The sequence below is a fragment of the Nostoc sp. DSM 114167 genome, from assembly GCF_052692655.1.
Genome location: NZ_CP195116.1, coordinates 1,227,577 through 1,240,400, shown reverse-complemented (window position 1 = coordinate 1,240,400; position 12,824 = coordinate 1,227,577). Strand labels below are relative to the sequence as shown.

The following is a 12,824-nucleotide window of genomic DNA, read 5'->3' as shown; positions in this document are numbered from 1 at the left end:
GTAGCTGTTTGGAAATTGAGGATAGGGTTGGTCATCTGTGCGGCCCTCTGAACTTGTCTTACCCTCAATTTCTCAGTAATTTATGATATTGTCTCTGAGGTAGCTCATAGAAGCAGTATTACTTTGCTTTCCATTCGTGGTCAAGGATAGCGTAAAGAAAGTTGTCGTACCATTTGCCTTTGATTAACTCTTTTTCTCGCAAATGACCCTCACGACGCATACCAATTTTTTCTAATACCTTTACAGAAGCAACATTCTCTGAAATACACCAAGACCAGATACGATGCATTCTCAATTCTTCAAAGCCAAACTTTAAAATTGCCTGTGCCGCTTCTGTTGCATAACCTTGTCCCCAATATTGAGTATTTAGTTCATAGCCGATATTTGCTTCCCGCATTTCTGGATCGTTTACACGGATACCACAATTGCCAATCAGCCGATTTTCTTCTTTGAGGACAACAGCTAACTGAAACTTAGTCCGGGGTTGCTCTTTTTGCTGATCGATAAACATCTGGATAAACTCACAAACATCGTTCTGTGTGCGTTGTGTCCAGTAGTTATAACGCAAATACAAAGGATCGGATTGATAGGCAAAAACCGCCTGCAAATCTGTCTCTATAAAGTCACGCATTAGCAAGCGGTGTGTTTCTAATATCATGTCTTTTTTTATAGGCAAGTTCTACCATATTTTCATTAGCCAGTGGAATAATTGACGTTGCTGAATTCAGGTATGAAAATGCTTTTGCATGATTTAAAAATCTCTGTAAAAACGTTACATGGCAACGTCTTTACACTCAGATTCATAAATTGAATTAGTAACGCCGAATAATTAAGTTGCCCGATCGATTTTTTGCACTTCTTCGTCAGATAATTTCACGTTGATAGCATGTGTTGAGTCTTCAATGCTGGAAACCTTGCTAGCACCAGGAATAGGCAAAATAATAGGCGACTTGGAACGCAACCATGCCAAAACGATATTGTACACCGATACGCCTTTTTCTTTAGCTAATTTAGCGATCGCAGAAATATCTTGCAAATCCTGATGGCGACGCCTACCACCAAAGGGACTCCAAGGTAAAAAGGTCAATCCCTGCTGTTCGCAATATTCTAATACGCCGTCATTTTCTGGCTGTCGCTGCCAAGGGCTGTATTGATTCTGCACCGAAACAATATCGACAATATCCTGCGCCCGCTTAATTTGTTCAACGGAAAAGTTAGAAACTCCTACAAACCGAATCAAACCAGCCTCCACTGCTTCTTTAACTGGCGCAAGAGATTCTTCAATGGTGTAATTAGGATCGGGAGAATGATATTGCCAAACATCGATGGGTTTAGCACCGCCCAAAGCCTCAAAACTGGCTCGAATTGTTTGGCGCAAATGTTCTGGGTTGCCGTTGCTTGTCCAGCTGCCATTGGGACGCATCAACCCGCCCTTAGTTGCTACAATTACTTGACTAACATCGCCTTTGTAACTACTAACTGCCTTGTGAATTAGCTGCTCATTGTGGTGCTTATCTGACTCATCTTTACAGTAAGCATCGGCAGTGTCAATAAATGTAATACCCAAATCCAAGGCACGATGAATAACTTGGATTGATTCCGATTCAGGAGGACGATTAGCAATTGACATCGGCATACCACCCAAACCAATTGCACTCACAAAGATACCAGTTTTTCCTAGCTGTTTGGTTTCCATGATTCTAGCTATAGCTTTCTGCCTCAATTATCTATCAGTTAGTTATTCATCAGAAATCCTCCCTAGTACTTAGACTTGAGGATAAGTGAATGTAATTCTTCTTTCTGCTATATGTGAAAATACCACATTATTTAACAGACAATCCTCATAGACTGAGGATATTTTAAAAGTGGTCAGACAATTTTGGATTTTAGATTTGGGATTTGGGATTTTGGATTGACAGTGACCCCATAGATAAATCTAGGGGCTTGCGAATTTTAGATTTTAGATTAACTCCATAGATGAATCTAGGGGCTTGTACCATCCAGGAATGTCGGTCAGACAATTTTGGATTTTAGATTTGGGATTTGGGATTTGGGATTGACAGTTGACCCCATAGATAAATCTAGGGGCTTGCGAATTTTAGATTTTAGATTAACTCCATAGATGAATCTAGGGGCTTGTACCATCCAGGAATGTCGTTCAACTGTAATTTTAGGCACTTCTATATGCCCCCTAACCTCCCTGAATAAGGGGGATTTATGGAGAACTAAAACGTTTTGTTACCGACTAAATACATTTTAAAACATCCTTTAATTTCGACCTAAGAATTTTTAATATGAGATTTAAGATTTAATTCTCTGAAAGTTATATTTGATTGTGGTCTTGGCAAACTTAATTCTTATTGATGCTTACCAATATTTAGATTTTTTGCCCTGCTGTCAGAGAACGAATAATTGCGAGCGAGTAGAGTAATATATTAATATTTACGTCCGTTTGACGGACGTAAATATCATTAGACAATTGTGCTGGCTAAAGTATTTCCTCTAAATTTCTTAGAAAACTTAGAGATTTAGTTAATAGCCCTCTATAGTGTAACCAGCAGATTGAACTATCTGTTTAATTGACTCTTCAGAAGCGGCAGCATCTACAGTGACAGTTTTAGTCTCAACGTTCACATCTACTTTGGCATCAGATTCCATAGTCTGAATAGATTTAGTTATTTTCTGGGCGCACTCATTACCTTTAATATTGGGAACTTTCAATTTAATTGCCATTATTTACCTCGTTACGCAAACTGAAATTTACCTTTAAGAAATATAATATCGATTTTGAGAGTGAGCGCACATCTTACTTGAGTTAGGGAATTGAGCATTACATAAATAGTAATAACTAATAGTTATATCTAAATCATTATTGACAAATTATTAAGGACGTAAAACTAAATAAAATGCCAAAACATATAAAGCTTTTTATGAAAATCCACTGAGAAACTACTAACTTTTAAAAAGCATTTTTAAGTTTGTGATGAGGACTCCACAAGACATTTACGCTGCTTTTTTAGGCATTGATGTTAGACATAGTTATTTTAGTAAGACTGCTCGATTGTACAAGCGTCTATGCGTAATTCACGAAATCTTTTTATCTGTAGTTTTTAATTTATTGTACACTTTAGATACTTTTGCCCAACATTTAGAGTACATATAGATTCAAAAAACAGCTATCTTGCGGCAGAAATATACTGTGGATTCCCAACAAAGACTTTCAGCAACACAATTATCATAGGAGTGTTAGACACTGCTATTTGGGTATTTACGCTAGAGACTGCTTCACATTGCGAGTGGAAACGATTTCTGAAATGTATCAGTAGTTGAAATGCGATCGCTAGAAGCAACGAAAAAATTAGCATTTCTCGTTTGATTTATTTTCCAATATCTATGACGAACTATGACCCTCGAAATAAAACTCGCTAACGCTTCTCTAGGAGACGCTAAGAGCGACCGAGCGTCAGGGGTGGTTTATTGACGCCGTACTGTACTAGTAGTTCGCTTTCGTGACGCAAGCGGGGTAAAGGGGGAAAGGATTTAAATCCCTTACCCTTTTCCCTTTCCCCTTTCCCCAGCCCTCACCAAGCATTGTTGACTTGCCAGACAGTTAACTACAAATACCCACTTTGTCAGTTTGTCTAATTGAGATATGTTTGGTAAATAAAATAAGTAGCCTACATTATCGGCTGTTATTCCACACTTGACATAAAGCATTGTGAGTGCAAAACGTCTGCCAGAAACCATTGCCCATGTCAGAATTACCCGTCAATCCTGGCAACACGGCTTCCTTGAGGGTGAAGTGAGTGCGGGTGAGTTTGAGTGGCATTTCCAGTGGCATTTTCGTCGGGGAGAACTTGCCGTCAAGCCTTCCCAAGGTCGCGCCTTAATCAAAGAACCTCTCGGTCGATTCTTAGAGCAACAAGATTACCAGCTAGAGCCTGGAGGAGACTATGCTTTTACGATTCGGGCGGAACTTTAAAAGTTAAAAGTTATTCAATTTTGGATTTTGGATTTTAGATTTTGGATTGAAGAAAAAATCTAAAATTGGCTGGCTGCTCATTCAGTAAGGCGATTTAAGTATCTTTCGATTAAGAGGATGGCAACAATGTCATCTATGGGTCTTGGAGGCTGTCGTAGACCCTGTGGCATTAGCTTGATTAGCCCTTTGGGCGGGAACATTTGCCAATAGCGATCGCGTGCTTCTAAGGTTGTGTAGCGCTCATCCACTAAAATAATACTCAACGGTTCTGTCAATTCTTGATATAATCTCTGTCTCCACTGTTTGGCTGTAGTTTGGTCGCCCATGACCATCAAAGAAATCGGAAACCTTTGGCGCAGTGTCTCAATGCTAGCGATCGCCTCTTTTGCTAACACAACTTGATGAGCGTACAGTTGCCGATCGAGTCCCATCACCGCTAAACCACACTTATCTCGACCTGGATCAAACCCCAAGATGACTGGTTGCGTTGGTGAAAATTCACGGAGATTCATAATTAATTAAAAATTAGAAATGTACCCTTACAAGGATCTTGCTACGTATAGTATCTGCTAGATAAAAAATGCAGCTACAGCAACTATTTTGACTGCTGTTCAATGTGTTTAAATCTTACTAATAACAGTGTGCAAATAATTTTTTAAGTACTAAAAATAATTTTTCCGTCAACTATCGCCACCAATTTTACTCTCAATGGTCCGGCTGTATAAGTATCCTCTGCTGCGATCGCTTTGATCTCCAAGGGTTGATTATACTGTCTTAGTAGGCTGACAAAGCGCAGAAAAGTCCCCTCTACTTGCACATTTTCGACAATTCCGGCATTACGGGCACGAAATTGGGAAGCAGAAATCAGTATTTCTAGCCGCTGCTGTAACTGATAAGATGTCATGGTTTTGGAATCAGCAGTAGTCGTGGCTAACACCGCGCCTCCCGAAAAAACCAGTTGATTCTGGGCTGTATCCGCGAAAAATTCTATCTGCTTTTCTCCCCTGACGTAATTACCAGCAGAGAAAATTCGCACGACGTATTCTTTACCATCCTCAATCTGCTTGCTTAATTGATCGACTCTATCCTGGGTCACGCGCAACAGCTCTAAATTTGCCGAATTTGCACCAGGTTCGCTTAGTTCGAGGTTGGCGTTGCGATTGGCTTCTTGTAAAAGTTGTACCACTGCTTGACGAGCGGCGGCAGGTTGAGTAACACGAATTACAGCAGCGGACAGAACTTGACCGCGAACTAAGGCCAGCTTACCCAAACGCAAGTCGCGGTAGGACTGATAATATTTTTCCAGTCTGGCAACTTCCTGTTCTAGTTCCTCCTGTTGTGCTTCCAATTCTTTGAGGCGCGATTCCCGTTTGGCAATCACTTGCTCTCGTGCTACAACTTCTAGATTACGTTTTTGAATTAGTTGATCCAGTTGAGCAATTTTTTGATCGCGCGCTTCTATGGCTTCTTGACGGTTAGCAAGTTCGCGATCGCGTTTTTCAATTGCTGTTTTGGCTTCGTCAATGGCTTTTTTCGCTTCTGCATAAAGTCTTTGACGTTCTGTCTTCAACAGTTCAACTGCCGCCTGTAGTTCCTTTCTCTGGTCGTAAACGCTTTGCAATTCAGCTATGGCTTTTTGATATTGAGTTACAACTCGATCTAGCTGACCTTGAGTGCGTTGGAGTTGAGTTTGGGTTTGGGCTTGTTGACTAATGGTGCGGTTCAGCTGGGCTTGCGTTTCCCTCTGTTTGGCGTTTGCCGCCTGCAAGGATTGATTAATTGCCTGCAAGTCTTGTTGTGCCTTTGCTTGGGCAATTCTTGCTTGATTTAACTCACCCTCTACCTGACTTTTCTGCGTTTCTGCGGTTTTTAGCTGTTCCCGCTTCTGTCTGAGGTCTGTTTGAATATCTTCTAACTCAAAGACTCCTTTGCGCAAACCTTCGTCGGCAGCGAATAAAATCCCTAGAGTTGATGCTGAAATCAAACCACCAGTAAAAATTGTTACTAGTACAGCAGTGTTTTTCGGACGAAGCTTAAAAAGTGAGAGGCGGGCTTTGCCAACTCGTGTGCCGATGCGATCGCCCACGGTGGCAATTACGCCTCCCAGAATCAGAATTGCTGCGATGAGGATGTATCCGGTGGTCATCTTTAGCTACCGAAATCCTTCCAGATACAGCCTACTACTTTTAAGCATTGTCTGGAAAGAAGTGGGAATTGGCAATAGCTGAAATTATTCAATTTTAGATTTACCTCTAGCTATTAGTGTCATTTTTCAAAATAGAACACGCGCCGATTCCCCTTTCTCCAATTGTTTTTATGTGAACTGCCTACTTAAGGTAACAGGTTTATGCACAGTAATCTTCTTTTTGTGGATAGAAATCATTTTTTTCTCACGCAAATCTCCCAGGAGCCTAGTAACGGTAACACGAGTTGAACCAATTGCCTCTGCGATCGCTTGATGAGATAACTTCAGATCAATTGTGATCCCATCCGCACAAGGAACGCCAAAATCCCGACAAAGAATTAACAAAAAACTCACCAATCTAGAACCCATATCTCGGTGAGCAAGAGTTTCAATCATCATCTCTGTCTGTAAAATGCGCGAAGACAGACCTCGCAGCATTAACATTGATAATTCTGGATTTTCCTTAAGTGCTACCTCCACCTGTTCAATTGGTGCCGACAGTAATTCTACAGGAGTAAATGCAACCGCATGGTAAAACCGATCCGATTTATTTCCTGTCAGCAATGACAATACACCAAAAACACTATTTTCCCGCAGCAACGCTACCGTTATTTCCTCTCCTGCCTCGTACACCCTGGAAAGTTTAACAGCACCTTTCAAAAGAAAATAAACTCGTTCGGCAGGATCGCCAGGAAAAAAGATCGTTTTATTGCGTTCAAACGTTTCCACAACTGGCGGAAACGCCCCGGTCGCCATCTGACGAAAAACATTTGCTAGGGCTTTATCTTGTGTCACGATCATCTCCCTTCCCCTACCCAATGCCGGAAAAACAAAAACTGATTACCTAAGAATACACCCGAAAAATGAATAAAGCACCGTCAACCTTTCTGTACTTTCCTATACTCAAACTAATCTCTTCATAACTCTTTGTTTATAATGATACATAATTGTTGATCCTTTCAGCTACTAATTGTTGATAAGTAGTTCCAATAACTATATTTAAAAGGTTTTTTGAAGAACAAATAAAGATATCTTGAGAATATCTTTATAAAAAATCCAGATTTTTGTCACGGCAAACACCCTTAGCAATATTCATTTTTGTCAATCCTGTATAAAACAAAGACTAAACGTGCCTCAGATTCTAGTATGCTCCTAATGATCGATCGCATTAACAATTTATATGCTAAATCTGACTGGAAAAAATGCCCTTGTTACAGGTATTGCCAATAACCGCTCGATCGCTTGGGGCATCGCCCAACAACTGCACAAAGCCGGAGCAAACCTGGGTATTACCTACCTGCCGGATGAACGTGGCAAGATGGAGAAAAAAGTTGCGGAATTGGTAGAACCTCTCAACCCCAGCTTATTTCTTCCCTGTAATGTCCAAGATGAAGACCAAATTAAATCTACTTTTGAGACAATCCGCGAACAGTGGGGAAAGCTAGATATCCTGATCCATTGTCTGGCCTTTGCCAGCAAAGACGATTTAAGTGGAGATTTTAGCCAAACCTCTCGTTCTGGCTTCAACACCGCCTTAGAAATTAGTACCTACTCATTGGTGCAGTTAAGTGGTGCAGCCAAACCTTTGATGACAGAGGGAGGTAGCATCGTCACTCTGACATATTTAGGTGGTGTTAGGGCAATCCCCAACTACAACGTTATGGGAATTGCCAAGGCGGGTTTAGAAATGAGTGTGCGTTACCTAGCTGCTGAACTAGGGCCGCAAAATATTCGTGTGAATGCCATCTCCGCAGGTCCCATCCGTACTTTGGCATCTTCAGCAGTGGGTGGGATTTTGGATATGATTCATCATGTAGAAGAAGTAGCTCCTCTACGACGCACCGTCACTCAGTTAGAAGTAGGCAACGCTGCGGCTTTCTTGTGTAGTGATTTGTCCAGCGGCATTACCGGACAAATTCTCTATGTAGATGCAGGATATGAAATTATGGGAATGTGACGCGATAAAGTTAGGAGTAAGAAAGTTAGGAGTTAGAAGTGAGGAGTTAAGAGTTAAAAATTTATAACTCATAACTCATAGTTCTTAATTCCTAACTGATAACTCTTAACTTTTAACTCTTTCCACTCCCCATGCAAACAACCAATCGCCAAGTTAATTCAAACTACGATCGCTTAACCCAAACCCCTCGCATTGCCACTGTTCACCGCACCACTGGTGAAACTAATGTGCAAGTTACCATCAATCTGGATGGTAGAGGAACTTGCACAGCAGCAACAGGTATTCCGTTTTTGGATCACATGTTGCATCAAATTGCCTCCCACGGGCTGATTGATATAGATGTTCAAGCCAAGGGAGACTGGGAAATTGACGATCATCACACCAACGAAGATGTAGGCATTACTTTAGGGCAAGCTTTTAACCAAGCACTAGGCGACAGAAAAGGTATTGTCCGCTTTGGTAATTTTCTTGCACCACTGGATGAAGCCTTAGTTCAGGTAGCGCTAGACTTTTCTGGACGGCCTCACCTCAGCTACGGCTTGCAAATTCCTACTCACAGGGTAGGAACCTATGACACCCAACTGGTGCGAGAATTTTTTGTGGCTTTGGTTAACCATAGCCAAATGACACTGCACATTCGACAATTGGATGGCATTAATTCTCACCACATCATTGAAGCAACATTTAAAGCCTTTGCAAGAGCAACACGGCAGGCAGTGGAAATTGACCCTCGACGTGCTGGCTTAATTCCCAGTTCTAAGGGAGTTCTATGAAAAGAGTCAAATTGGGCATTGAAAAGAGGCAGAGGGGAGAAAACTTACTACAACTTCTCTTCTCCTCTGCTCTCCTGCTCCCCTGCTCCCCTGCTTCTTCCCCAGTCCCCCATTTCGGATAATTGACACACGAGTTGTTGATGGTTATTATCAGCCTACCGGGTAATTTTTAATTGATGCCAAGCTGATAAATAGTGATTTAACCGAGATGAAATCTGTTGCAGATGACTCTAATTCTCAACTTAATACGGCAGACATTCCACCAGTAGTCCTAACTTCTGAGTTGCGAAAAGTCTATCGCACTGGTTTTTGGCTAAATCAAAAAGTCGTATCTCTCAAAAACTGTTCTTTAACGGTTTACAAAGGCGAAACCTTTGGTTTGTTGGGGCCTAATGGTGCTGGGAAAACTACCCTTTTAAAATTGTTGCTGGGAATTATTCATCCCACTTCCGGACGCGGATCGTTGTTAGGTAAACCAATAGGCGATCGCAGTGTTAAGCAACATATTGGCTATCTGCCGGAAAATCCCTATTTGTATGACTATCTCACTGGTTGGGAATTTTTACAGCTTGCTGCTGGGTTATTCCAAATTCCCCAAAGTGTCCAACGCCAGCGCATTCCCCAACTACTGGAATTGGTCGGTTTATCCCAAGCCGATGCCCGTAAAAAACTGCTGCGCCGCTATTCCAAAGGAATGCTACAGCGTGTTGGGATGGCACAGGCACTAATTAACGAGCCAGATTTAGTTTTTCTGGATGAACCTATGTCTGGTCTCGATCCGGTGGGGCGCTACCAAATGCGAGAAATTATTCTGGCGCTCAAAGCTGCTGGTAAAACGATTTTTTTCAACAGCCACGTTCTTAGTGAAGTAGAACAGATTTGCGATCGCATTGCCATTCTCGCTCAAGGTGAACTAATTTGCTCTGGTTCCCTCAATGAACTTTTAGGCGTAAATGACACATATCAAGTAAAAGGTCAAGGTGGTGACTGGGAAATTCTTAAAAAATGGATACCCACTCTCATATTTGAGCCTGATGGTTCCTGGCACGGTACACTACAAGATGGTTATTATGATTTTCTTGCCAGTCTTCGTCTTATGGAAGGTAAAATTATCGCCATTAACTTGTCACGTCAATCCTTAGAAGAATTTTTTATTCAACAGATCCAAAGAAAAAACAACCCCTTGAATTAGTCTTGTTGCCAAATAGTAAATAGTCGACTGGCTTGAAGAACAAAACCCAAAATTCTGCCTTTTTAAGTTCCTTTGCCCAACACAATCCACAAAAAATAAAATTCCGACATCTTTTCAAGCTTATTTGTATTTATTTAATGAACTTGTTCCTAATTTTAGTAGTCCCTTACTACTCATTGCAGATTTTAAATGTCATCAAATTAACTTTGACAAGAAAACTTTATTCGCGACTACTTGATTGTTGGCTAACAGACAATTTCTTGTAGAAACTGGATTTAGTTGCGTAAATCGTACATTTTTTGATATCACTCTATTCAAGCAACATTAACTTTAAGCTAACTTCACTAAAAATTTAAGTTCAATAAACAAATTTCCTCCGGAAAATAACACTTTTCTAGGAAAATAAGAGTGTCGGGGAACTTGAATATTTAGGTATAGTCAAAATAAAAATGTTTAGACAGTACTTTATTGATTGTAGTTTCAGAGTCTCAGGTAAATATGCTTAACAAAAGTTTGTCTAAATTCCTAATTCAGCCAACTGTAGGTATGGCTTTGTTAACTGCTGTCAATGCCGCTGTGTCATCTGCCAGTCTAGCTCAGGGACAACCGTTACCACCAACAACACAACCACCAATTACACAAACACAATTAGATACTAATTATTCATTAGGAGGCGGCGATCTCATCCGTGTAAATGTATTTGAAGTACCTGAATATACAGGTGAATACCAAATTCCCCCCGGTGGAGCAATCAACCTACCTTTAATTGGTAGTGTATCGGTATTAGGGCTAACAACTGAACAAGCTTCTGACGAAATAGCTAGAAGATATGCTCGCTTCCTCAAACGTCCCTTGATCTCAGTCAATCTCTTGTCTCCTCGTCCTATAAATATTTTTGTTGCTGGAGAGGTAACACGTCCTGGAGCTTACACTCTAAACTTGAGCGGAGGCGCCGGGAACAATCCAGGCGTACAATACCCCACTGTATTAGCCGCATTAACAACAGCGCAGGGGGTAACTTTAGCTGCGGATGTGACTCAAGTTCAATTACGGCGTAGAATCGGACGTTCTTCAGAGCAATCTGTCACCCTCAATTTGAAAGAACTCATTCAAACAGGCAAGTTATCGCAGGATATTACCTTGCGGGATGGAGACACTATAGTTGTGCCAACAGCAACCAACTTCAACGTTGCAGAATCTCGCAATATATTTGCATCCAACTTTGCTGCCAGTCAAACCACACCCCGCACAGTAACAATTATTGGTGAAGTTAACCGTCCTGGTTCGTATCTTGTCACCCCAGGTAATACAGATAGCCAAGTGGGCGCAACCCCTAACAGTGGCACTGCCAGTCCCACTGGTTTACCAAATGTGACACGGGTAATTCAATTAGCTGGCGGGATTACAGCACAAGCTGATGTGCGTAATCTCAAGCTACGCCGACCTACAAGAACTGGCTCAGAACAATCTATAGATATTAATCTTTGGCAACTGTTACAGAGTGGTGATGCCAATCAAGACATCATTGTACAAGACGGAGATACAATTGTTATTCCGACGGCAACTGAAATTAACCCCGCAGAAGCTACTCAATTAGCTACCACTACTTTGTCTCCTACACGAATTCAGGTTGGTGTGGTTGGCGAAGTTAAAAAACCAGGTCTAACAGACGTTCAACCAAATAGCTCTTTAAATCAAGCTATACTTGCTGCTGGCGGATTTAATGATGCCAGAGCTAGTAGTAGTGCTGTTGATTTAATTCGCCTCAATCCTAATGGTTCTGTCACTAAACGTATAGTAAAAGTGGATTTCTCCGCTGGGATTAATGAGCAAACTAATCCCATACTCCGCAATAATGACGTTGTAGTAGTAAACCGATCTGGTGCAGCTAAGACTGGCGATACCGTCAACACTGTAACTGGACCTCTAGGTATTATCCTTAATCTTCTGAACTTATTCGGACTCTAATTTAAGAGATAGATGTAAATTGGGGGCGTTGGTCAACCCTCTTCGTCCCTAAAATTGCACTATCCTTTGATCAAAAACAAGTTACACATAACAAACGCTTCACAAGACATCGCTCCTTCCAAATTGCGTTTTCTAAATGCTGCGATCCTGGTTAGGACAAGTCTGCTATAAATACTTTGACAGCCGCTCTTTTCTGATTTGCCAATGTTTTAAGCTATCTGACCACTTTTATATATCCGTCATTATAATAATTTTAAGTAATATTACTCATAAAGAAATACTGTAAACTTTAAAACTCTGACTGTAAATTCATAATGTGCATTGATAGATTTTTGAAATCTTTATTGTAGGTACTCGGATTTCTTATGATAATGAGAATCTTTTAGAAAGCAGATTTCGTAAATACTAGTTAATCACTGATTTTTAGTTATTCAGTGATTCTTATTATCATAAGAATTATTTAAGTAAATCAACTAATTGATGACAGATATACTATTTTAACCACAGATACCGCGTATACACAGTAGAATGATGTCGAATTGGAAATGACGCCATTTGTACGGTTGCTTGGTGTTCATGAATAGGGTAACTCTGGATACTGATATTTTTTATTCAGTGATTTTATCAGATGTTTGCGATTTTTTGGAACACAAGCTCAAAAGGTGGTTCAGCCATATTTACGCGAAAATGCGCAGGTTTAAACCTATAAAACCGTGTATAAACTTACAAGTGGCAGTGATACGACCGTATCCAATACTGGGTTATTA

Annotated in this window: 11 protein-coding genes; 5 read left to right on the top strand and 6 right to left on the bottom strand. The window is 40.8% G+C overall.

Going from position 1 to position 12,824, the window contains the following annotated elements; genetic code table 11:
• Window positions 1-118 precede the first annotated feature (118 nt).
• The 3 genes from NSTC731_RS05115 to NSTC731_RS05105 all read right to left on the bottom strand — a co-directional run bounded on the left by NSTC731_RS05115 (window position 119) and on the right by NSTC731_RS05105 (window position 2,733).
• Window positions 119-658, bottom strand: a complete 540-nt coding sequence (locus NSTC731_RS05115) for a GNAT family N-acetyltransferase (protein ID WP_445629894.1) — start codon at window positions 656-658, stop codon at window positions 119-121.
• Between the two features lie 171 nt (window positions 659-829).
• A complete protein-coding gene (locus NSTC731_RS05110) occupies window positions 830-1,696 on the bottom strand; it encodes an aldo/keto reductase (RefSeq protein WP_445629893.1) in 867 nt (288 codons plus the stop codon).
• Between the two features lie 836 nt (window positions 1,697-2,532).
• Complete coding sequence (locus NSTC731_RS05105; protein WP_292785349.1) at window positions 2,533-2,733, bottom strand: heavy-metal-associated domain-containing protein; 201 nt, start codon at window positions 2,731-2,733, stop codon at window positions 2,533-2,535.
• A gap of 985 nt (window positions 2,734-3,718) precedes the next feature.
• Here NSTC731_RS05105 and NSTC731_RS05100 point away from each other — a divergent pair.
• Entirely contained in the window at window positions 3,719-3,982 is a 264-nt protein-coding gene (locus NSTC731_RS05100; protein WP_069070640.1) for a DUF3146 family protein, read from the top strand.
• 77 nt (window positions 3,983-4,059) lie between these two features.
• Here the strand turns inward: NSTC731_RS05100 and NSTC731_RS05095 are convergent, their stop codons facing one another.
• The 3 genes from NSTC731_RS05095 to ntcA all read right to left on the bottom strand — a co-directional run bounded on the left by NSTC731_RS05095 (window position 4,060) and on the right by ntcA (window position 6,968).
• Entirely contained in the window at window positions 4,060-4,494 is a 435-nt protein-coding gene (locus NSTC731_RS05095; protein ID WP_445629892.1) for a pre-16S rRNA-processing nuclease YqgF, read from the bottom strand.
• Between the two features lie 143 nt (window positions 4,495-4,637).
• Window positions 4,638-6,128: a DUF3084 domain-containing protein gene (locus NSTC731_RS05090; protein ID WP_445629891.1), complete on the bottom strand. Its 1,491-nt coding sequence runs from the start codon at window positions 6,126-6,128 to the stop codon at window positions 4,638-4,640.
• Window positions 6,129-6,296: 168 nt separating this feature from the next.
• Complete coding sequence (ntcA, locus tag NSTC731_RS05085) at window positions 6,297-6,968, bottom strand: global nitrogen regulator NtcA (protein ID WP_292854711.1); 672 nt, start codon at window positions 6,966-6,968, stop codon at window positions 6,297-6,299.
• A 379-nt stretch (window positions 6,969-7,347) separates the two neighbouring features.
• Between ntcA and fabI the strand changes: the two genes are divergently transcribed.
• From fabI to NSTC731_RS05065, 4 genes are all read left to right on the top strand, one after another.
• Window positions 7,348-8,124: an enoyl-ACP reductase FabI gene (gene fabI, locus NSTC731_RS05080; protein ID WP_322671731.1), complete on the top strand. Its 777-nt coding sequence runs from the start codon at window positions 7,348-7,350 to the stop codon at window positions 8,122-8,124.
• 131 nt (window positions 8,125-8,255) lie between these two features.
• Window positions 8,256-8,897 carry an imidazoleglycerol-phosphate dehydratase HisB gene (gene hisB / locus NSTC731_RS05075; RefSeq protein ID WP_445629890.1) on the top strand — a complete coding sequence of 214 codons (642 nt, stop codon included), beginning with the start codon at window positions 8,256-8,258 and terminating at the stop codon, window positions 8,895-8,897.
• A 208-nt stretch (window positions 8,898-9,105) separates the two neighbouring features.
• Window positions 9,106-10,089, top strand: a complete 984-nt coding sequence (locus NSTC731_RS05070; RefSeq protein ID WP_445629889.1) for an ABC transporter ATP-binding protein — start codon at window positions 9,106-9,108, stop codon at window positions 10,087-10,089.
• A gap of 498 nt (window positions 10,090-10,587) precedes the next feature.
• The gene (locus NSTC731_RS05065) at window positions 10,588-12,057 is read left to right on the top strand and encodes an SLBB domain-containing protein (protein ID WP_445629888.1); all 1,470 of its coding nucleotides are present in this window, start codon (window positions 10,588-10,590) and stop codon (window positions 12,055-12,057) included.
• The last annotated feature ends 767 nt before the right edge of the window (window positions 12,058-12,824 follow it).

Bases quoted from the DNA above. Each gene is read 5' to 3' on its own strand.
- NSTC731_RS05090 (WP_445629891.1), bottom strand. From the start codon at position 6,128: ATGACCACCGGATACATCCTCATCGCAGCAATTCTGATTCTGGGAGGC.
- NSTC731_RS05105 (WP_292785349.1), bottom strand. From the start codon at position 2,733: ATGGCAATTAAATTGAAAGTTCCCAATATTAAAGGTAATGAGTGCGCC.
- hisB (WP_445629890.1), top strand. From the start codon at position 8,256: ATGCAAACAACCAATCGCCAAGTTAATTCAAACTACGATCGCTTAACC.
- ntcA (WP_292854711.1), bottom strand. From the start codon at position 6,968: ATGATCGTGACACAAGATAAAGCCCTAGCAAATGTTTTTCGTCAGATG.
- fabI (WP_322671731.1), top strand. From the start codon at position 7,348: ATGCTAAATCTGACTGGAAAAAATGCCCTTGTTACAGGTATTGCCAAT.
- NSTC731_RS05070 (WP_445629889.1), top strand. From the start codon at position 9,106: ATGAAATCTGTTGCAGATGACTCTAATTCTCAACTTAATACGGCAGAC.
- NSTC731_RS05115 (WP_445629894.1), bottom strand. From the start codon at position 658: ATGATATTAGAAACACACCGCTTGCTAATGCGTGACTTTATAGAGACA.
- NSTC731_RS05110 (WP_445629893.1), bottom strand. From the start codon at position 1,696: ATGGAAACCAAACAGCTAGGAAAAACTGGTATCTTTGTGAGTGCAATT.
- NSTC731_RS05065 (WP_445629888.1), top strand. From the start codon at position 10,588: ATGCTTAACAAAAGTTTGTCTAAATTCCTAATTCAGCCAACTGTAGGT.
- NSTC731_RS05095 (WP_445629892.1), bottom strand. From the start codon at position 4,494: ATGAATCTCCGTGAATTTTCACCAACGCAACCAGTCATCTTGGGGTTT.